Below are 19,347 nucleotides of genomic sequence, written 5' to 3'. Positions count from 1 at the left end.
AATAGCACCAACCATGCCGAATTGGCTTCTGCCTGAATACATTGCCGACGTCTTGCCGTCCGAAGCACGCAAGATCGAGGAGTTGCGCCGCCTGATGCTGGATAACTTCCGGCTGTACGGCTACGAGCTGGTCATGCCTCCGATGCTGGAGTACGTGGAGTCCTTGATGACCGGCGCCGGCGCCGACACCGACTTGCGCACCTTCAAGCTGGTGGACCAGATTTCCGGCCGCATGCTGGGCCTGCGCGCCGACATGACGACGCAAGTGGCGCGCATCGACGCCCACCTGTTGAACCGCGCCACGGTGACGCGCCTGTGCTATGCCGGCTCGGTGCTGCACACGCGCCCGTCCGGCCTGCACGCCACGCGCGAGCCGTTCCAGATCGGCGCCGAGATCTACGGCCATGCCGGCCTGGAAGCGGACGCCGAGATCCAGGAGCTGGCGCTCGGTTCGCTGGCCCTGGCCGGCTTCACCGAGGTGCGCCTGGACCTGACCCACGTCGGCGTGCTGCACGCGATCCTGGAGCAGGATGCGGCGGCGAAAAAAGACTACGACGCCATCGTGCAGCTGTTGCGCGCGAAGGATGTGCCGGGCCTGCAGCAGCAGACCGCCAAGTACAACGAAACGACGCGCGCCGCGCTCTTGGCCTTGCCAAGCCTGTACGGCGACGTGGACGTACTGAAGCGCGCGCGCGAAGCGTTGCCGGCGCTGCCGGGCATCACCCACGCGCTGGCCGAACTGGCGGCGCTGGCGGCATCGGCCATCGGCCGCGCCGACGTGGCGATCGACCTGGCCGACCTGCGCGGCTACCAGTACGAGAGCGGCGCCATGTTCGCGCTGTACGTGCCGGGCCTGCCGAACGCGGTGGCGCGGGGCGGGCGCTACGACCACGTGGGCGAGGCTTTCGGCCGCGCGCGTCCGGCCACCGGCTTCTCGCTCGACCTGCGCGAGCTGGCGCGCCTGCTGCCGACCGCCGAGCGCAAGCATTCGATCCGCGCGCCGTGGGGCAATGCGCCGGAGCTGAAGGAAAAGATCGCCGAGCTGCGCAAGGCCGGCGAGGTTGTGATCCAGTCCCTGCCGGGTCACAGCAATGAACAGGACGAGTTCGAGTGCGATCGCGCGCTGGTGCTCGACGAAAGTGGTAGTAACTGGATTCTCAAAAACTTAGGTTAATTGTGATGTCAAACAAAACTGCAAAGAACGTTGTTGTTATCGGCACCCAGTGGGGCGATGAAGGCAAAGGCAAAATCGTCGACTGGCTGACCGAACACGCCCAGGGCGTGGTGCGCTTCCAGGGCGGCCACAACGCGGGCCACACCCTCGTGATCGGCGGCGTCAAGACCGCCCTGCAGCTGATCCCTTCGGGCATCATGCGCCCAGGCGTGGCCTGCTACATCGGCAACGGCGTGGTGCTGTCCGTGCCCGACGTGCTGCGCGAAATCGACAAGCTGGAAGCGGCTGGCGTGGAAGTGTCTTCGCGCCTGAAGATTTCCGAGGCTTGCCCGGTCATCCTGCCTTACCACACCGCACTGGATGCGGCACGTGAAGCCGCGCGCGGCGCCGCCAAGATCGGCACCACCGGCAAGGGCATCGGCCCGGCCTACGAAGACAAGGTCGCCCGTCGCGCGATCCGCGTGGCCGACCTGCTGAACGCCGAGCGTTTCGCCGAGAAGCTGAAAGAGAACCTGGACTACCATAACCACGTCCTGGAAACCTACCTCAAAGCGCCGAAGATCGACTACCAGAAGACCCTGGACGACGCGCTGGCCTACGTGCCGCGCCTGCGCCCGATGGTGACCGACGTGTCGTCCGCGCTGTACGCCACCCACAAGGCCGGCGGCTCGCTGCTGTTCGAAGGCGCGCAAGGCTCGCTGCTGGACGTCGACCACGGCACCTACCCGTTCGTTACCTCGTCGAACTGCGTGGCGGGTAACGCCGCTGCCGGCGCCGGCGTCGGCCCTGGCATGCTGCACTACATCCTGGGCATCACCAAGGCCTACACCACCCGCGTTGGTTCCGGCCCGTTCCCATCCGAACTGCCGACCGATGCCGGCGTGGGCCACCACCTGTCGTCCGTGGGCCATGAGTTCGGCACCGTGACCGGCCGTGCCCGTCGTTGCGGCTGGTTCGATGCAGCGCTGCTGCGCCGCTCGGTGCAGATCAACGGCGTGTCGGGCATGTGCCTGACCAAGCTGGACGTGCTGGACGGCCTGGAAACCCTGAAGATCTGCACCGGCTACACCATCAACGGCAAGCAGGTCGACATCTTCCCGGTCGGCGCCGAAGACGCGGCCCTGTGCCAGCCGATCTACGAAGAAATGCCTGGCTGGACCGACAGCACCGTCGGCGCCAAGTCGATGGAAGCGCTGCCGGCAGCCGCGCGCGCCTACATTAAGCGTATCGAAGAAGTGGTCGGCGTGCCGATCGACATGGTATCGACCGGTCCTGACCGCGAAGAGACCATCGTCCTGCGCCACCCATTTGAATAAGAAAGAACCTAGAGCATGACCACTCCTGTATCCGACCAAAAACACCTGTGGGTTAGCTGGGACGAGTACCACCGCCTGATCGAGCGCCTGGCGCTGAAGGTCCATGAATCGGGCTGGAAGTTCGACATGGTGCTGTGCCTGGCGCGCGGCGGCGTGCGTCCGGGCGACGTGTTCTCGCGCATCTTCGACGTGCCGCTGGCGATCCTGTCGACCAGCTCCTACCGCGAAGAAGCCGGCACCGTGCGCGGCGACCTGGATATCGCCAAGTACATGACCATGACCAAGGGCCCGCTGTCCGGCAAGATCCTGCTGGTCGACGACCTGGCAGATTCCGGCGTGACCCTGACCAAGGTGATGAAGCACCTGAAGGAGAACTTCGAAGGCGTGACCGAGGTGAAATCGGCCGTGATCTGGACCAAGGGCTGCTCCGCCTTCAAGCCGGACTACCAGATGGAAGAACTGCCGCACAACCCATGGATCCATCAGCCGTTCGAAGACTACGACGGCCTGCGCCCGCACCAGCTGGCGGCATGGATCAAGAAAGGCGAGACCGGCGCTTAATTGCCGACGGTTCCTGTTAAAGAGCGGAAGGGCGCGAGCCCTTCCGCTTTTTTTTATGGGCGAACTTCCAGCAGTTCGACATCGAAGATCAGGTTGGAGTTGGGCGGGATCGGGCCGATGCCGTTGCTGCCGTAGCCCAGGGCGGCCGGCACCACCAGGGTGCGCTTGCCGCCGACCTTCATGCCCTGCACGCCTTCATCCCAGCCCGGGATGACCTGGCCCGCGCCCAGCTTAAAGTTGAACGGGCTGCGGCCGACCGAGGAGTCGAACTGGGCGCCGTGCTGCTGCGGCGAATTCGGCTCGTAAATCCAGCCGGTGTAGTTGACCACCACTGTCGCGCCGGCGACGGCTTCCGCGCCGGTGCCGGTCACGGTATCGATCTTTTGCAGGGGGAAGGCGGGGGCGGTGGCTGGCGCCGGCGCCTGGGTGCGTTCGCAGGCCGCCAGGGACAGGGCCAGGCTGGCGCCGATAATGCAGGAGGAAAGCAGTCGCTTCATCAATCTCTTTCTATAAAAGTGGACACGAGGCGCAGGGTAAGCGACTTGAGCGTTGCTAGCAATGGCGGAATGGCGACAAGCCTTTCCGCCGCATTGTTTTTATGGCTACAATGGGTTCATGACCTTGCCCCGCCAAGTTGTCGCACCCCTGATGCTGGCCTGTGCCGGTGTGGCCGCCGCCGCGCCGCCGCCCGACTCGTTCAGCGAGCTGTCGCTGGAGGAGCTGGGCCGCATCAACGTCAGCGCCGCCTCGCTGCTGCCCGCCAGCGTGCTGGATGCGGCGTCCACTGTGGCCTCCATCACGCAGGAAGACTGGCAGCGCCGCGGCGCACGGCGCCTGTTCGACGCGCTGGAAACGCAGCCGGCACTGAACGTGCTGCCGCATCTCGCGGGCAGCCAGTCGGTGGTGATGCGCGCCATGGTGCCGAGCGGTTCGCCGGCCGGCGTGGCCCTGACCTGGGACGACGCGCCGCTGACGGACCTGATGCGCTCCTCCACCCAATACATGTCGGGCCTGAACCTGGGCGTGCTGGGGCAGGTGCAGGTGATCCAGGGGCCGGGCTCGGCGATCTACGGCAGCGACGCCTTTCATGGCCTGGTGGCCCTGCGCAGTCCCGAGCCGGGCGGCGCGCCAGGCGGGGCGGGCGGCCGCGCCGGCTTGTCCGCGCGCAGCGACGGTTTCGGCGAGGCCTTCGTGCAGGATGGCCGCGTCCTTGATGGCGGCACGCGCCTGCGCCTGGCCGCCGCCGCCAACGTCCAGGCGGGGCAGGCGCTGCAGGCGCCTGCCGCTGCGGGCCTGCCGCTGCGGCGCGAGAACCGCCAGCGCGCCCAGAGCGCCGTGCTGCGCATGCTGTCCGACACCGAACAGGACACGACCTGGCAGGCCGGCCTGTACCTGCACCATTACCATATCAACGACAGCAACGGCATCGGCACGCGCGCGTCCGGCGGCCACGACATGGGCTGGTCGCGCACCCATTTCGCCATGCTGCAGGCGGGCCTGCGCCACAGCTTCAGCGTGGCGCGTTCGCTGGAAGTGAAGGGCTACTACTGGCGCGCCGACAGCACGATCGGCAGCGTGGTGGCGGGCGTGCCCAGCGTGCAGTTGCGCGACCTGCAGGCGGGGCAGCACCGCGCCGGCCTGCAGGCGACCTGGCGCGACGTGCTGCCGGCGCTGCGCACCGAGTACGCGCTGTCGGCCGGCATGGAAAAGCTGGCGGTGGACGAAGCCTATTCCGAGCTGCGCAGCCTGGACGGGCAATATCTGAGCCGCTTCGCCAACCCGACCGAGGGCGCGCGCCGCAGCGTGCGCCAGTTGACGCTGGAAGCCAATACGCGCTGGGCCGACGGCCGCTGGCGCCTGGTGTACGGCGGGCGCCTGGACCACTACTCCGGATTCGGCAGCCATGGCTCGCCGCGCGCGGGGCTGGTGTACCAGCCGGCGCCGGAAAACGCGCTCAAGCTGCTGTACGGCCAGGCCTTCCGCGCGCCGTCGGCGCAGGAGCTGGCCGGCACGCCGAACAGCATCCTGCCCAACCCCGGCCTGCAGCCGGAAATCATCGACACGCTGGAACTGGTGGCGGTGCATCAGGGTAGCCACCTGAGCGCGCAGGCCACGCTGTTCCGCAGCCAGTGGCGCGACGGCATCGTCTCGCAACTGCTGCCGGGCAACCGCCTGGTGCAGTTCGTGAACGCGGACCGCAACCAATCGCACGGCGTGGGAGCGAGCCTGCGCTACCGGACCGGCCGCCTGCTGCTGGAGTTCGACGGTTCCTATGCGCGCGGCCGCAACCAGCCCAGCGGACGTGAATTCCGTACCTTCCCGCGCGCCAAGCTGGTGGCTGGCGCGGCCTGGACGCTGGCCGACCCGGCCTGGCAGTTGATGCTGGAGCAGCACTGGCAGTCGGCGGTGAACGACGTGTCGGCCGGCGCCGCGTTTGCCGGGCAGGGCTTGCCGCACTACGTGCGCACCGATATCGGCCTGGGCAAGCGCCTGTCGCCGCACAGCGAGCTGGCGTTCCAGGTGCGCAACCTGGCGGACCGGCGCAATATTTACTCGTCGCCAAGCGGCGCGCGCGGCGGCATTCCCGATTCCGGCATCACCGGCGCCATCACCCTGCGCAGCATGTACTGATTCCACCACAAGCTGTCAAAAAAATAGCCGATAGTGGCAATTCGAGATATTTCCTTACGGAAATTACTCTACAATTCTTGGCATTGTTTTGCTGTTGCCGGGATTGTCGATGTTTCCTTCCTTGTTGTTGTCCTTATTGCTAGCCAGCGGCGCCCAGGAGCCGGGCAGCGCCGCCGCCAAGCCGCCGGTGCTGCAAAAGCAGTGGAGCGAACGTAAGTTCGAGGCGATTGAACGCGGCCTGCGCGAATGGTGCATGGGCGACGGCGCCGGCTTTGAAGCGCAGTTCGACAGCTATTTCCGCACCACGCAGAGCTGGGCGGCGGACCGTAGCGCCCTGGCCCAGTGGCGCCAGCAGGCGCCCGATTCCCTGGCCGGCGCGATGGTCGAGGCGATCTACTGGCGCGCTTACGCCTCGCAACTGCGCCTGGGCGCGATCGGCCAGATGCCGAAGGAAGCCATGGACTTCTACCAGGAGCAGCTGGGCTACGGCAAGGCGCGCCTGCAGCAGGTGAAGGCGCAGGCCAATGCCTGTCCGCTATGGCATAGCCTGAACATCAGCCTGCAGCTGGAAGGCGCGGTGTCGAACCGCAGCGCCGCACGCGCCTACCTGGACGCGGTGCAGGTCTTTCCGAACGACCCGCAGATCCACTTCGCCATGGCGCATGCCTACAGCCCGCGCCGGGGCGGCAGCCTGGTGCAGTTCGACCAGTTCGCGCGGCGCGCCGTGTTCTTCACCAGGGCGGTGGAGGGCGGCGCCATGTACGCGCGCCTGTACTGGCGCGAGGACGGCAACGGCAGCGACGCCATCCAGTTCCGCGGGCAGCGCGGCCTGCCGGAGTGGCGCATGGTGAAGACCGGTTTTGAAGACCTGTTACAGCGCAACCCGCACGACCTGCGCGGCCGCAACAAGTTCGCCTCCTTCGCCTGCCGCGCCAACGACCGCGAGACTTACCACAGGCTGCGCCAGGAACTGGGCGAGCGCATCGTGCCCGAATTGTGGCCCGACGTGGCCGACGTGGAAGCCTGCGACCGCAAATTGGGCAAGGGCGCGGCGGCGGTCGCGACTCCTGCTGCGCAAGCCAGTGGTGTAAACTCACGCTCATGACCCAAGACTTCCTCCAAACCTTTATCCTGCTGATGCTGGTCACTGACCCATTCGGCAACGTTCCGATTTTTGCATCGGCGCTGGCGACCGTGCCGCCCAAGCGGCGGCCCAAGATCGTGGTGCGCGAATGCCTGATTGCCTTCTTCGTGCTGCTGGTGTTCATGTTCTTCGGCAGCCACTTCCTCAAGGCCCTGAGCCTGTCGGAAGCATCGCTGCGCATCGCCGGCAGTGTGATCCTGATGCTGATCGCGATCCGCATGGTGTTCCCGCATCCGGACGGGGTGCTGGGCAAGCAGGAGGGCGGCGAGCCGTTCATCGTGCCGCTGGCGATCCCCGCCCTGGCCGGCCCGTCGGCGCTGGCCACCGTGCTGCTGTTCTCGCGCGATACCACGGGCGAAGTGCTGGTGCACATGGCGGCGCTGGGCGCGGTGGTGGTGGTGTGGCTGGCCGTGTTCCTGGGCGCCGAGCGCCTGCAGAAGGTGCTGGGGCCGCAGGTGATGACGGCCTTCGAACGCTTGATGGGTCTGATCCTGGCGGCGATGGCGATCGAGATGCTGCTGGGCGGCGTGCGGGAGTTCGTCAAGACGCTTTGACGCCAGGCGTGACTTTGCGTGACTTTTTCTGCCGGGCAATGGCTCTATAATCGTCGGCATTTGCCGCATTCGCGGTGCCTGGACGAGGGTGACCATGCATGTCCTGATAGTGTTGGGAATCGTAGTGCTGCTGGTGCTGGTGTTCTATAAGGCCACCAACCAGTATGTGCAGCCGGCCGGCGCGGCCGCTGCAGCGCCTGCCATGGGCGGCAACGCGCCGCCGCTGCAGGTTGGCTGGGTGTCGAACGGCAAGCTGTTCGTGCAGGGCGGCTACGGCGCGGTGCAGGAGATCAGCAGCCCCTACGCGCAGCAAGCCATTGACCGCGCGGAGCGCAGCCGCGAAAAGAACGCGTGGAAAAAGGACACCGCCTTCGGGGTCGCCGCGCAGGGCAATTATCGCGACTTTGAGCGCGACGCCGATCCGATCCTGATTTCCTCGGCGCGCTTCACGGGCGACGGCAAGCTGCTGTACTTCCAGGCCGACCATGGCATGGGCGGGCTGTTTTCCTATGACCTGGCGAGCGGCCATGAAGAGCGGCTGCTGCACCGCCAGCAATTGCGCCTGCAGGACATGGCCCTGTCGCCATCCGGCCAGACGATTTATTGCACCATGGAGTCGCGCGGCGGCACCAGCCACATAGCGAGCATGAGCGCGGGCGGCGACGGGCTGCGCGAGCTCACCGGCGGCGACACCATCGATGCGGCGCCGACGGCGGTGCCGGGCGCCGACGGCGTGGTGATCTACCAGTCGGCCGGCATCGGGCGCGACCAGCAGGGCGGCTGGGCCGGCATCGGCCACGTGACGCTGCAGGAACTGAATACGGCGACCGGCCGCATCACGCCGGTGCTGGAAGACCCGCGCTACGATTTCCTGGCGCCGCGCGTGGCGGCGGACGGGGCGCTGTTCTTTATCCGTCGGCCCTATGAGCCGCCGCAGTACAACGCCGGCAATGTGGTGCTGGACACGCTCCTGTTCCCGTTCCGCTTGCTGCGCGCGGTGTTCCATTACCTGAATTTCTTCTCGCTGATGTACTCGCGCAAGCCCTTGAGCGGCGCCGGCGGCATGCCGATGCAGGCGGACCTGAAGAACATTGTGCTGCAGGGCCGGCGCATCGACGCCGAGCGCGCGCTGCGGCGCGAAGCCAGCATCGGCGGCGTGCCTTCGCTGGTGCCGTCCACATGGCAACTGGTGCGCCGCACCCGCAGCGGCAGCGAATCCGTCGTGGCCAGCAATGTCAGCTCCTTCGATATCACGCAAAACGGCACCATCGTCTACAGCAACGGGCGCGGCATGTTCGCGCTCGATGCCCAGGGCCGTTCGTCGCTGGTGTCGCAGGGCGACCTGGTGGGCGCGGTGCTGGTGCAGGACCGGGCGGCGGCATGAGGGACGTTACGCCGAAATTCCGCTGCGCGGTCTGCAGGCGCGGCGTGTTGAACCGCGCCGTGGCGCGTTGCCTGTACTGCGGCGCCGACTTGCCGCAGGAGGTCAGGCTGGCGCCCGAGCTCGTGGCACAGCGCGAGGCCAATCTCGCGCGCGCTGAAGCGGCGCGGGCGCGCCTGGCGCAGCCAGCGCCGCAGCAGGCGGCGGAAGGGACGGGTATCGGTCCGCTGGACGTGATTGAAGGCATCGATGCGGCGGCTGGACTGGCCGACATGATCGGCGACGGCATCTCGGCCATCGGCGACCTCCTTAGCTGAAACATATTGCTTTGATAATGACGGCATGGCACGATAACAACCCACCCAAGCCAATCATTAAAGGAGTTGCCATGTCCCTGCGCATCAACGATACCGCGCCTAACTTCAAAGCCCAGACCACCCAAGGTGTGATCGACTTCCACGAATGGATTGGCGACAAGTGGGCCGTGCTGTTCTCCCATCCGAAGGACTTCACCCCGGTCTGCACTACCGAGCTGGGCTATATGGCCAAGATCGAGCCAGAATTCACCAAACGCAACACCAAGATCATCGGCCTGTCGATCGACCCGGTTGAGAACCACAGCAAGTGGGCGGCTGACATCGAGGAAACCCAGGGCGCAGCCGTGAAGTACCCGATGATCGGCGACACCGACCTGCAGGTGGCCAAGCTGTACAACATGCTGCCGGCGGAAGAAGGCGGCACCTCGGAAGGCCGCACCGCAGCGCTGAACGCGACCGTGCGCTCGGTGTTCATCGTCGGCCCGGACAAGAAGATCAAGCTGATGCTGACCTACCCGATGACCACCGGCCGCAACTTCGACGAAATCCTGCGCGTGCTCGATTCGATCCAGCTGACCGCCAAGCACCGCGTCGCGACGCCGGTGAACTGGAAGGATGGCGATGATGTGATTATTGCCGGCTCGGTCAGCGATGAGGAGGCCAAATCGATTTATCCGAATGGCTGGAAGGCACCGAAGCCTTATCTGCGGATTGTTAAGCAGCCTTCTTAAACCCGGTAGTGCGGGGGCAGACCCAAGGGTCTGACCCTGTACGGTCTCTCGGCCACGGGCGCTAGCGCTGACAGGGTCTGACCCTTGGGTCAGACCCAGGTTTACCGGGGTTAAAGAGCGTCGGCGCCGGGCGCGCCGAAGAGCTGCTCCTTGAGGTGGTGCAACTGGTCGCGTACCTGCGCCGCCTTCTCAAACTCCAGGTTCTTCGCATGATCAAGCATGAGCTTCTCCAGCCGCTTGATCTCTTTGCTGATCTGCTTCTCGCTCATGGCCTCGTACTTGGCCGCTTCCTGCGCCACTTCCAGCTGCTCGCGCGCGGCGGAGCTGTAGACGCCGTCGATCATATCCTTGATAACCTTCTTCACGCCGCGCGGGACGATGCCCATCTTCTCGTTGAAGGCCACCTGCTTGGCGCGGCGCCGCTCCGTCTCATCGATGGCGCGCTTCATCGAATCGGTCATATTGTCCGCGTACAGGATCGCCACGCCGTTCAGGTTACGCGCCGCGCGGCCGATGGTCTGGATCAGTGAACGCTCCGAACGCAGGAAGCCTTCCTTGTCCGCATCCAAGATCGCCACCAGCGACACCTCCGGCAAGTCCAGGCCCTCGCGCAGCAGGTTGATCCCCACCAGCACATCAAAAGTACCAATGCGCAGGTCGCGCAGGATTTCCACGCGCTCCACCGTGTCCACGTCGCTGTGCAGGTAGCGCACCTTGATGCCGTGGTCGCCCAGGTATTCGGTCAACTGTTCCGCCATGCGCTTGGTCAGCGTGGTGACCAGCACCCGCTCGTCCTTGGCAACGCGGTCGTTGATCTCGCCCAGCAGGTCGTCGACCTGGGTGCGGGCAGGGCGCACGATCACTTGCGGGTCGACCAGGCCGGTCGGGCGCACCACCTGCTCGACCACGGCGCCGGCATTTTTCTTCTCGTAGTCGGCCGGCGTGGCGGAGACGAAGATCGTCTGCCGCATCTTGCCCTCGAATTCCTCGAACTTGAGCGGCCGGTTGTCCAGCGCCGACGGCAGGCGGAAACCGTAGTCCACCAGGTTGGTTTTGCGCGAGCGGTCGCCGTTATACATGGCCGACAGCTGGCCCACCAGCACGTGCGACTCATCCAGGAACATCAGCGCGTCGCGCGGCAGGTAGTCCACCAGGGTCGGCGGCGGCTCGCCCGCCTTGGCGCCGGACAGGTGGCGCGAATAGTTCTCGATGCCTTTGGTAAAGCCCACCTCGGCCATCATCTCCAGGTCGAAGCGCGTGCGCTGTTCCAGGCGCTGCTCCTCAATCAGTTTGTTCTCGCGGCGGAAGAAGTCCAGGCGCTCGCGCAGCTCTGCCTTGATGGTCTCGATGGCGCGCAGCACGGTGGCGCGCGGCGTGACGTAGTGCGAGCCGGGATAGACGGTGAAGCGCGGGATCTTCTGTTTGACCTTGCCGGTCAGCGGGTCGAACAACTGGATGCTTTCCAGCTCGTCGTCGAACATTTCCAGGCGCACCGCCAGGTCGGCGTGTTCGGCCGGGAAGATGTCGATGGTGTCGCCGCGCACGCGGAAGGTGCCGCGCCCGAAGTCGACCTCATTGCGGGTGTACTGCATCTGGATCAGGCGCGCGATGACGTCGCGCTGCGAAACGCGGTCCTTGGCGCGCAAGGTCAGGATCATCTGGTGGTATTCGTTCGGGTTACCGATACCATAAATGGCCGACACGGTGGCCACGATCACCACGTCGCGCCGCTCCATCAGCGACTTGGTGCAGGACAGGCGCATCTGCTCGATGTGCTCATTGATGGACGAGTCCTTCTCAATGAACAGGTCGCGCTGCGGCACGTAGGCTTCCGGCTGGTAGTAGTCGTAGTAAGAGACGAAGTACTCGACCGCATTCTCCGGGAAGAACTCACGGAATTCGGAATACAGCTGCGCCGCCAGCGTCTTGTTCGGCGCGAACACGATGGCCGGGCGGCCCATGCGGGCGATCACGTTGGCCATGGTGTAGGTCTTGCCCGAGCCGGTCACGCCCAGCAAGGTCTGGAAGGACAGGCCGTCATCGATCCCCTCGCACAACGCTTCAATCGCGGTAGGCTGGTCGCCGGCGGGAGGGAAGGGCTGATGCAGGCGGTAGGGGGAGTCGGGGAACGTGACGACAGTCGGCGCCGGGGCGCCGGAATTTTGCGAATCAGACATGAATGCAGACCTTTGATAGAATATGCGATTGTCGGTGGCCCTGACCGGATATTCTTCGGGTGCCGGCAAGCTTCTGCATCGCCCCGCTCCCAAACGTTAATAATCTAATCATGACGAACCCTTCCGTTTTCAGCGCCATCGAGATGGCCCCGCGCGACCCGATCCTCGGCATCACCGAAGCCTTTAATGCAGACACCAACCCAGCGAAGATTAATCTGGGCGTAGGCGTCTATTATGACGACAATGGCAAAGTGCCGCTGCTCAAGTGCGTAGAAAAAGCGGAAGCAATCCTGATTGAACAGCACGCGCCGCGCACCTACCTGCCGATCGAGGGCCTGGCAGCGTACGACAAGGCGGTGCAAGAGCTGGTATTTGGCGCCGACAGCGCTGTAATTCAAGAGAAGCGTGCCGTCACCGTGCAGGCACTGGGCGGCACCGGCGCGCTGAAAATCGGCGCCGACTTCCTCAAGCGTTTCTCGCCGGATTCCGAGGTTTACATCAGCAACCCAAGCTGGGAAAACCACCGCGCCCTGTTCGAAAGCGCCGGCTTCAAAGTCAACAACTACGCCTACTACGACGAAACCACCCACGGCGTGAACTTCCCGGCCATGCTGGCTGCGCTGAAGGCCATGCCGCGCGGCGCCATCGTCGTGCTGCACGCGTGCTGCCACAACCCGACCGGCGCCGACCTGACCCAGGCGCAGTGGGATGACGTGATCGCGGCGGTGGTCGCTGGCGGCCTGGTGCCGTTCCTGGACATGGCTTACCAGGGCTTTGGCGCCGGCATCGCGGAAGACGGCGCCGTGGTACGCCGCTTCGCCGCCACCGGCGTGGCGCTGCTGGTATCGAACTCCTTCTCCAAGTCGTTCTCGCTGTACGGCGAGCGCGTGGGCGCCCTGAGCGTGGTGGCGGCATCCGCTGACGAAGCGGCACGCCTGCTGTCGCAGCTGAAGCGCGTGGTGCGCACCAACTACTCGAACCCGCCGATCCACGGCGGCAAGGTCATCGCAACCGCGCTGTCCACTCCGGAACTGCGCCAGATGTGGGAAGACGAACTGGCCGGCATGCGCGTGCGTATCAAGGAAATGCGCGAGACTTTCGTGCAGAAGCTGAAAGCCAAGGCGCCAGGCCACGACTTCGACTTCGTGCGCGAGCAGGTTGGCATGTTCTCCTACTCCGGCCTGACCAAGGAGCAGGTAGGCAAGCTGCGCGAGCAGTCGATTTACGCGGTGGACACCGGCCGTATTTGCGTGGCGGCGCTGAACTCGAAGAATATCGATGTGGTAGTTGACGCCATCGCCAAGGTTCTGTAATATCTTGGTCTCTGATCGCAACGCGGTCAGAAATGATCCCTGATAGCTCAGTCGGTAGAGCGACGGACTGTTAATCCGCAGGTCCCTGGTTCGAGTCCAGGTCGGGGAGCCAGAATTCTGCAGTATGCCAAAAACCCAGCCCTAATCCGGTTGGGTTTTTTGCATTTCCGGGCCTGTTTGTGTGGCACAGAAGGCCTGCAGGACTACGCAATCGCCCAAGCATATTGTTGACGGTCATTGTTTTGCATGATACCTTGCAATGCATAGTATGCTGTTAAGCAGGGTAACTTATGAATAGTGACGACAATCAAGACAAATGGCAGGTGCAGCTGCGGAAGGGCGCGCTGGAGCTGGTCATTCTTGCCGCCTTGCGCGGCGCTCCGGTCTACGGCCTTGAGCTGCTGCGCCATTTGCAGCAATACCCCACCACAGCGATCAGCGAGGGCACACTGTATCCCCTGATGGATCGCCTCAAGCGCGAGGAGCTGGTCAGCGCCGAGTGGGTACAGGATGGGGATACCCGGCCGCGCAAGTACTACCGGATTACGGCCAAGGGGGAGCGGAAATTCCAAGTGCTGGCCGCGTCCTGGCGCCAATCCATCACCGACATCAACGCTTTGCTGGAGCATCCCGCCGGAGCGCCAGCCGATACCAAAGGAGCCTGACATGACCTCCCGGAATTGGATCCGCGCATACACGCGCGAACTCTCGACCCATCTCAAGGTATTGGCCCCAGCCGATGCGCAAGAGGTGATACGCGAAATCGAAGGGCACCTGCATGAAGTGGCCGACCTGGCCGAGGAGCGCGGCGAAGACCTCGATGTCGCCGCTTTGCTGAAGGGATTTGGACCACCCGAAAAGCTGGCCACCCAATACATCGAGCACCTCCAAAACGGCGCGCCGCCACCGACTGGCTTCCGCGCGCTGCGGCGCGGCGTGACACGCGGGCTGTACTTCTCTATCGGCGGCCTTGGTTTCTCGTTCGCTCTTGCGCTGCTTTGCCTGGCGGTAGCCAAGCTGCTCGACCCGAATGCGGTGGGCGTCTGGTCGGTCGCGGACGGCAACGCCTATGTGATCGCCTGGTCGAGCGCGGCGCCACCGCAGGGGGAGGAACTGTTCGGATGGCCGCTGGTGCCCATCGCCTTGGTTGTGGCGTTGTGGTGCGCGGAAGTGACGCGTCGGGTGTTGCGGGTGCTGCGTCGCGGCCTGCTTGGCGGGCAGGGGTAGGCATCATGAAAACGCTATGGACTTTTACCTGGCACTTCCTGGTGGTGTTGATCGTACTGGCATGCGCCGCCCTCGGTATTGGATTGTGGTTCGGCGCAGACATGGATATTGGCGACAATATGACCGCATACAAAGTCGGCGACGAGGGCCCGCATGTTTTCCTGCAGGGCGAGCGCTGGGTGCAGCAAACCTTGCGCGGCAATCGTGAGGAAGGTTTCTGGATCGAGGAGAAGAGCCATGCCCTGGATGAAACGATGCCGCTGAACGTCACTTTCCCGCTCGAGAATAGCCACTTCAGCGTGCATGCCCGCGCCGAGTTCGTGACGCCGCCGGTACGTTACCAGGACGACCAAGCGATCCTTGCGATCTCGGACATCGAAGGCAATTTCAAGACATTTCGGGATTTCCTGATCAGCGCCAAGGTTATCAATGCGGACCTGGATTGGATTTTCGGTCGCGGCCACTTGGTGTTGGTGGGCGATTTTGTCGATCGCGGCGCCTCCACCACGCAGGTGCTTTGGCTGATCTATAAGCTGGAGCAAAGCGCTGCCGCACAGGGTGGTCGTGTGCATTACATCCTGGGCAATCACGAGATCAAGAACCTGCAAGGGAATTTCCAGGCCGCCCATAAGAAGTACTTTAATATCGCCGGCATACTTGGGCGGCAGCAGTCAGACCTGTTCGGCGACTCCTCCTTCCTTGGCCGCTGGCTGATGAGCAAGAATAGCATCGAGGTGATCAACGGCAGGGCGTTTGTACACGGTGGACTGCACCCGAAGTTGGCGAGCCTGCCTTATGGCCTGGAGGACATCAACCGGATAGTACGCAGCCGGTATCGGCAGATGTGGTACCCGAAACGCCAGCCCGCGCCCGAGGATTTTCTGCTCGATACCGTCAACGGGCCTTCTTGGTATCGCGGCTACTTTGAGGGCGACCTGACCCAGGACCAGGTCGAAGCCACCCTGAAGAAACTCGAGGCGAACGCCGTGGTTGTCGGCCACACGCCGACTGGCAAGGTTAAGTCCCTATTCGACCAAAAGGTGTTCGCCATTGATGTGAAGCACCCTTTGGATTACCGGGCAAGCTTACCGCTGCGCAGTTCGGAGGGCTTGCGATTCGAGGCGGACAAAGCCTGGCGCGTGAAGGAGGATGGCAGCCGGGCCGCGCTCTGAAATGTCGTCGGTTTGCGGCCCATCAGCCTGTTCGCGATCTAGGGCGCGTACAGGCTGATGGGCTTTTTGCTTTTCGGTGCCGCGCCCAAGCGGTAGTGTCGGAAAACTTTACAGTCCTTCCGGAAAGTAAATTTCTCTTAAAGAATAAGTTGTTGATTTAAATCATTATCTGCCCTGACGTGGTCACTTGGCACATAGTTTGCTTACATTGTTACTTTTGATTTAATATCATCTGACTACCCATGAAAGTACAAAAATATCTTCGCGCTATTGGTTTCGTTGCTGCATTTGCCGTCGCTGGCCTGGCCCAGGCCGGTGTGGTCGCGGTTTCGGTTGATTCGAGCGCCAACAGCATTGGTGGTGGCGTGGCAAAGGACAGCGGCATTGTGCTGGAAGCTGGTCAGTATGTAAAAGTTGACGTCGACGCTTCCCAGTTGTGGAACTTCAGTCATGGCGATTCCTGGTACGACACCAACGCGAACGGCAAGACCGAGCCAGGTTGGGTAATGACTGCGCTGAACCCGGACGGCACCTACTTCACCGGCGTGATCGGTAGCCTGGTTGGCCAGATCGGCAACGGCAACTTCTTCACCATTGGCACCCACTGGGAAGGCGCTGCCAATGCGAGCGGCAAACTGTCCCTGCATTACTGGGATTCCGATGCTTGGAACAACATCGGCAGCGTCAAGGCCAGCGTAACTGTGCCTGAGCCTGCTTCGATGATCTTGCTGGCCCTCGGCCTGCTGGCGCTGGCAGGCATCCGCCGCCGCGCATAATCCAGCGAAGACTCCGTAAAAAACCCAGCCTTGACCGGCTGGGTTTTTTTGCTTTTGCGCGAGCGTCCGACGCCAACTTTGCCGGCGGTCGCGCCGTTAGCGGGTCGCGATGGCGGCGATGTCGTTGGCGATTTCTTTGGCATCGACGATACCGCTGTCGCTATTCGTCAGCACCGCGATAAAGAGGCCGTGACCCGGCAGCCGCATAGCGTGGGTGGCGAATCCGTTAATGCCGCCGTCGTGCTCAAGCTTTGGGCTGCCATGCAAATCGCCCACATCCCAGCCATAGCCGTAGCCAGTGGAGCTGCCGTCGTTCAGTGTGTATGCGGTGAAGGCTTTGCGCCAGCTGGCTTCGGGCAGCAATTGGCAGGAGCTGATGGCCTGGTCCCAGCGCGCCAGGTCGTCCACAGTCGACACCAGCGCGCCGGCGGCGTAGGGCTGGCTCATGCTGAGTGTGTCGGCCGTGACAAAGTTTTCCTCATCATGGCTATAGCCGCGCACCTGTGTTACTGGATTGCGCTGGTGGCCCTCGTAAGCCGTATGCAGCATGCCTAGTGGCGTAAAGATGTTGTTGGCCAGGTAGGCCGCATAGCTCATTTCGGACACCGCTTCGATGATCGCGCCAAGCAGGAAGTAGCCGGAATTGCAGTATTCGAATCGTTCGCCTGGCGTGAATTCGAGCGGCAGGTCCTGGAAGGTGGCCAGCATGCCTTCCACCGTCATATCCGTGGCCATATTGGCCTCGTACTCGCCGAAGCCGGTAAAGCATGGAATGCCCGAGGTGTGCGTGAGCAGATGCTCGATTGTGATGCTGGTGCCCTTGTCCGGGAAGCCGGGCAGGTGCTCGCGAAAATCGTCGCGCACGTTCAGCTTGCCCTGTTCCACAAGTAGCAGAATGGCGGCGGCCGTGAACTGCTTGGTTATGGAGCCAAGGCGAAATGCCATGCCGGGATCTATTGGCTGATGGGTCGCCAGGTCGGCCAGGCCGTAGCCTTGGCGGAACATCGTTTTGCCATTTTTGGCGACCAGGACGGCAGCGCCAGGTGCGTCGGCATTAAACAGTGGCCGCATAAGCGCATCGAAAAGACTCTGCATGATTAAACGTTAATGTTGCGAATTTGCAATTAAAGTATAACGTGTCGCATTAAATTCATGCAAATTCATTAATATTCCTCTTCCAAGTCTTGCATGAATGACCAAGAATACGGTCATTCGGTTACTTCTTGGAAAGGTTGCAATGAATTTTGGCGAAAAACTCAGGCAGATTCGTGCTGAGCGTGGACAGACGCAGCCCCAGTTTGCGGAGGCGTTAGGGATCGAGCAGTCCTATCTTTCGAAGTTGGAAAACGATAAGTCGGTGCCGTCGGCTGAAATGTTTTCCACGATTATGTCCGGCCTGGCCATGGATGCGGCGACTTTCCTGAAAGACCTGGATAAGCAAGCCCTGGACACCACGCTGCGCCATATCCCGGCGGTCAACCAGTTCACCACCCAAGCCATCGTGGTGCAGGTCGATCATTCCAAGCGCTGGATGTATGGATCGGCACTGGCCTGGGTCCTCGGCTTTGCCATGATGCTGGCGGCAAACGATGGCATTTTCTTCCCGAACAAACTCTACAAGTACTCGTCGCCCGGCGTGATCCTCGCCGGGGAGCCGGAGAACGTTTTCGAGACGTTTGAGAGCGTCCTGCTGCTGCGGGTGTCCGCCAAGATCATGTCGCACGAAGAGTTTGCAAAGCAGATGGCGGACTTCAAAACCGTTCGCGTACGCCCGCAGGATATTGAAACGACCGAGAATCGGGGCGGCTTTTACATGGAACAAACAGATGTCGGCCAGCGCCGCTTTGACCTGGTCAGTACCGACCGCCTGCAAGCACCCGGCAACCGCATCCTGCAGTTCCTCGGCGCCGTTATCTTCGTCGGGGGCTTCGTCGGCATGTTCACCGAATGGCGCCTGCGTCGCCTGAAAAATAAACGCAATTAACCCCCACCCACAATAAAGAGGAGATTCATATGTCCCAGATCCGTACCTTCCTGTCCGGCGCCACCACCATGGCCGCCGCTCTGGCCGCAGTGTTCGCGCTGACCGCCGCCAAGACTGAAAAGAAGGAAAGCTTCGATGAGATTACCGTGGGCCGGATCAACATCGTCGAGCCGGACGGCACCAAACGTATCGTCATCTCGAACAAAGCCCAATTCCCGGGCGACTTCAAGGAAGGCAAGGAAGGCGCCCGCCCGGACCGTCGCTCCTTTGCCGGCATGCTGTTCATTAACGAGGAGGGCACGGAAAATGGCGGCCTGATCCAGAAGGGCAGCATCGGCGCCGACGGCAAGCTGTCGGCCGGCCTGTCGCTGACGTTCGATCGCTTCCGCCAGGACCAGACCCTGCAGCTCCTCAGTAACGACAGCGCGGCACACCAGATGACCGGCATCAAGATCAATGATGTGCCGAACTATAAGCTCACCTCGTTGGAGGATGTGACGCGCTTCGCCGAGGAGGCGCGCAAGCTGCCGGAAGGCGAGCAGGAAGCCTTCTACAAAAAGCTGAACGACGAGGGCCGCCTGAGCGCAAACCGCATCTGGCTGGGCAACACCCGCGACAAGGGCTCAGCGCTACAGCTGAAGGATGCCAAAGGCCGCGTACGCATGATGTTGCTGGTATCGGCCGACGGCAAAGCGCAAATCCAGATGCTGGACGAGCAGGGCAAAGTCGTGAAGTCGATCGAGCCCGCCACGCTGAACTAAGCACATTGTTAAATCGCATTGATCGTTCGGTGCGCCGCAAATCGCGGGCGATATCGCCGGGATGCTGTGGCGACAATAGCAAATTGCCGTTTTACATTTTTGCTTTTGCGACGGGATCAGTTATTCTT

At 63.0% G+C, this 19,347-nt stretch carries 19 protein-coding genes and 1 tRNA gene; 17 read left to right on the top strand and 3 right to left on the bottom strand.

Going from position 1 to position 19,347, the window contains the following annotated elements:
• The first annotated feature begins 13 nt into the window (after positions 1 to 13).
• From GTP41_RS20220 to GTP41_RS20210, 3 genes are read left to right on the top strand one after another with little or no spacing between them, the layout of a single operon-like run.
• Complete coding sequence (locus GTP41_RS20220; RefSeq protein ID WP_161027381.1) at positions 14 to 1,174, top strand: ATP phosphoribosyltransferase regulatory subunit; 1,161 nt, start codon at positions 14 to 16, stop codon at positions 1,172 to 1,174.
• A 5-nt stretch (positions 1,175 to 1,179) separates the two neighbouring features.
• Positions 1,180 to 2,490, top strand: a complete 1,311-nt coding sequence (locus tag GTP41_RS20215; protein ID WP_161027380.1) for an adenylosuccinate synthase — start codon at positions 1,180 to 1,182, stop codon at positions 2,488 to 2,490.
• A 15-nt stretch (positions 2,491 to 2,505) separates the two neighbouring features.
• Positions 2,506 to 3,051 carry a phosphoribosyltransferase gene (locus tag GTP41_RS20210; RefSeq protein WP_161027379.1) on the top strand — a complete coding sequence of 182 codons (546 nt, stop codon included), beginning with the start codon at positions 2,506 to 2,508 and terminating at the stop codon, positions 3,049 to 3,051.
• A 53-nt stretch (positions 3,052 to 3,104) separates the two neighbouring features.
• Here the strand turns inward: GTP41_RS20210 and GTP41_RS20205 are convergent, their stop codons facing one another.
• On the bottom strand, positions 3,105 to 3,548 hold the full coding sequence (locus tag GTP41_RS20205; RefSeq protein ID WP_161027378.1) for an FKBP-type peptidyl-prolyl cis-trans isomerase: 444 nt from the start codon (positions 3,546 to 3,548) through the stop codon (positions 3,105 to 3,107).
• Positions 3,549 to 3,666: 118 nt separating this feature from the next.
• Here GTP41_RS20205 and GTP41_RS20200 point away from each other — a divergent pair, with 118 nt between their 5' ends.
• From GTP41_RS20200 to GTP41_RS20175, 6 genes are all read left to right on the top strand, one after another.
• Complete coding sequence (locus tag GTP41_RS20200) at positions 3,667 to 5,682, top strand: TonB-dependent receptor plug domain-containing protein (protein WP_161027377.1); 2,016 nt, start codon at positions 3,667 to 3,669, stop codon at positions 5,680 to 5,682.
• Between the two features lie 109 nt (positions 5,683 to 5,791).
• A complete protein-coding gene (locus GTP41_RS20195) occupies positions 5,792 to 6,787 on the top strand; it encodes a hypothetical protein (RefSeq protein WP_161027376.1) in 996 nt (331 codons plus the stop codon).
• Complete coding sequence (locus GTP41_RS20190) at positions 6,784 to 7,380, top strand: MarC family protein (protein ID WP_161027375.1); 597 nt, start codon at positions 6,784 to 6,786, stop codon at positions 7,378 to 7,380. The genes GTP41_RS20195 and GTP41_RS20190 overlap by 4 nt, the downstream gene beginning before the upstream one ends.
• A gap of 94 nt (positions 7,381 to 7,474) precedes the next feature.
• Positions 7,475 to 8,764, top strand: coding sequence for a TolB family protein (locus GTP41_RS20185; protein ID WP_161027374.1), 1,290 nt, complete (start codon positions 7,475 to 7,477; stop codon positions 8,762 to 8,764).
• Positions 8,761 to 9,078, top strand: a complete 318-nt coding sequence (locus GTP41_RS20180; RefSeq protein ID WP_161027373.1) for a hypothetical protein — start codon at positions 8,761 to 8,763, stop codon at positions 9,076 to 9,078. The genes GTP41_RS20185 and GTP41_RS20180 overlap by 4 nt, the downstream gene beginning before the upstream one ends.
• 71 nt (positions 9,079 to 9,149) lie before the next feature.
• Positions 9,150 to 9,809, top strand: coding sequence for a peroxiredoxin (locus tag GTP41_RS20175; RefSeq protein WP_161027372.1), 660 nt, complete (start codon positions 9,150 to 9,152; stop codon positions 9,807 to 9,809).
• Between the two features lie 110 nt (positions 9,810 to 9,919).
• Here the strand turns inward: GTP41_RS20175 and uvrB are convergent, their stop codons facing one another.
• The gene (gene uvrB / locus GTP41_RS20170; RefSeq protein WP_161027371.1) at positions 9,920 to 11,986 is read right to left on the bottom strand and encodes an excinuclease ABC subunit UvrB; all 2,067 of its coding nucleotides are present in this window, start codon (positions 11,984 to 11,986) and stop codon (positions 9,920 to 9,922) included.
• Positions 11,987 to 12,096: 110 nt separating this feature from the next.
• Here uvrB and GTP41_RS20165 point away from each other — a divergent pair, with 110 nt between their 5' ends.
• The 6 genes from GTP41_RS20165 (at position 12,097) to GTP41_RS20140 (ending at position 16,474) form a co-directional block, all read left to right on the top strand.
• Positions 12,097 to 13,299 carry an amino acid aminotransferase gene (locus GTP41_RS20165; protein ID WP_161027370.1) on the top strand — a complete coding sequence of 401 codons (1,203 nt, stop codon included), beginning with the start codon at positions 12,097 to 12,099 and terminating at the stop codon, positions 13,297 to 13,299.
• Between the two features lie 36 nt (positions 13,300 to 13,335).
• Positions 13,336 to 13,411: transfer RNA gene (locus GTP41_RS20160), tRNA-Asn, on the top strand.
• Positions 13,412 to 13,589: 178 nt separating this feature from the next.
• Entirely contained in the window at positions 13,590 to 13,964 is a 375-nt protein-coding gene (locus GTP41_RS20155; RefSeq protein WP_161027369.1) for a PadR family transcriptional regulator, read from the top strand.
• A gap of 1 nt (position 13,965) precedes the next feature.
• A complete protein-coding gene (locus tag GTP41_RS20150; protein ID WP_161027368.1) occupies positions 13,966 to 14,526 on the top strand; it encodes an HAAS signaling domain-containing protein in 561 nt (186 codons plus the stop codon).
• 5 nt (positions 14,527 to 14,531) lie between these two features.
• Positions 14,532 to 15,698, top strand: coding sequence for a metallophosphoesterase (locus GTP41_RS20145; RefSeq protein ID WP_161027367.1), 1,167 nt, complete (start codon positions 14,532 to 14,534; stop codon positions 15,696 to 15,698).
• 242 nt (positions 15,699 to 15,940) lie between these two features.
• Positions 15,941 to 16,474 (top strand): PEP-CTERM sorting domain-containing protein, encoded by a 534-nt coding sequence (locus GTP41_RS20140; RefSeq protein WP_161027366.1) that lies wholly within the window; start codon positions 15,941 to 15,943, stop codon positions 16,472 to 16,474.
• Positions 16,475 to 16,570: 96 nt separating this feature from the next.
• On the opposite strand, the gene GTP41_RS20135 is transcribed toward GTP41_RS20140, so the two are convergent.
• Positions 16,571 to 17,545 carry a serine hydrolase domain-containing protein gene (locus GTP41_RS20135; RefSeq protein ID WP_161027365.1) on the bottom strand — a complete coding sequence of 325 codons (975 nt, stop codon included), beginning with the start codon at positions 17,543 to 17,545 and terminating at the stop codon, positions 16,571 to 16,573.
• Between the two features lie 121 nt (positions 17,546 to 17,666).
• On the opposite strand from GTP41_RS20135, the gene GTP41_RS20130 reads away from it, so the two are divergent.
• A complete protein-coding gene (locus GTP41_RS20130) occupies positions 17,667 to 18,458 on the top strand; it encodes a helix-turn-helix domain-containing protein (RefSeq protein ID WP_161027364.1) in 792 nt (263 codons plus the stop codon).
• A gap of 29 nt (positions 18,459 to 18,487) precedes the next feature.
• Positions 18,488 to 19,219, top strand: a complete 732-nt coding sequence (locus tag GTP41_RS20125) for a hypothetical protein (protein WP_161027363.1) — start codon at positions 18,488 to 18,490, stop codon at positions 19,217 to 19,219.
• The last annotated feature ends 128 nt before the right edge of the window (positions 19,220 to 19,347 follow it).

It is taken from the genome of Pseudoduganella guangdongensis, assembly GCF_009857475.1.
In the GTDB taxonomy this organism is placed as follows: domain Bacteria; phylum Pseudomonadota; class Gammaproteobacteria; order Burkholderiales; family Burkholderiaceae_D; genus Rugamonas; species Rugamonas guangdongensis.
This window is presented reverse-complemented; position numbering and strand designations above follow the sequence as displayed.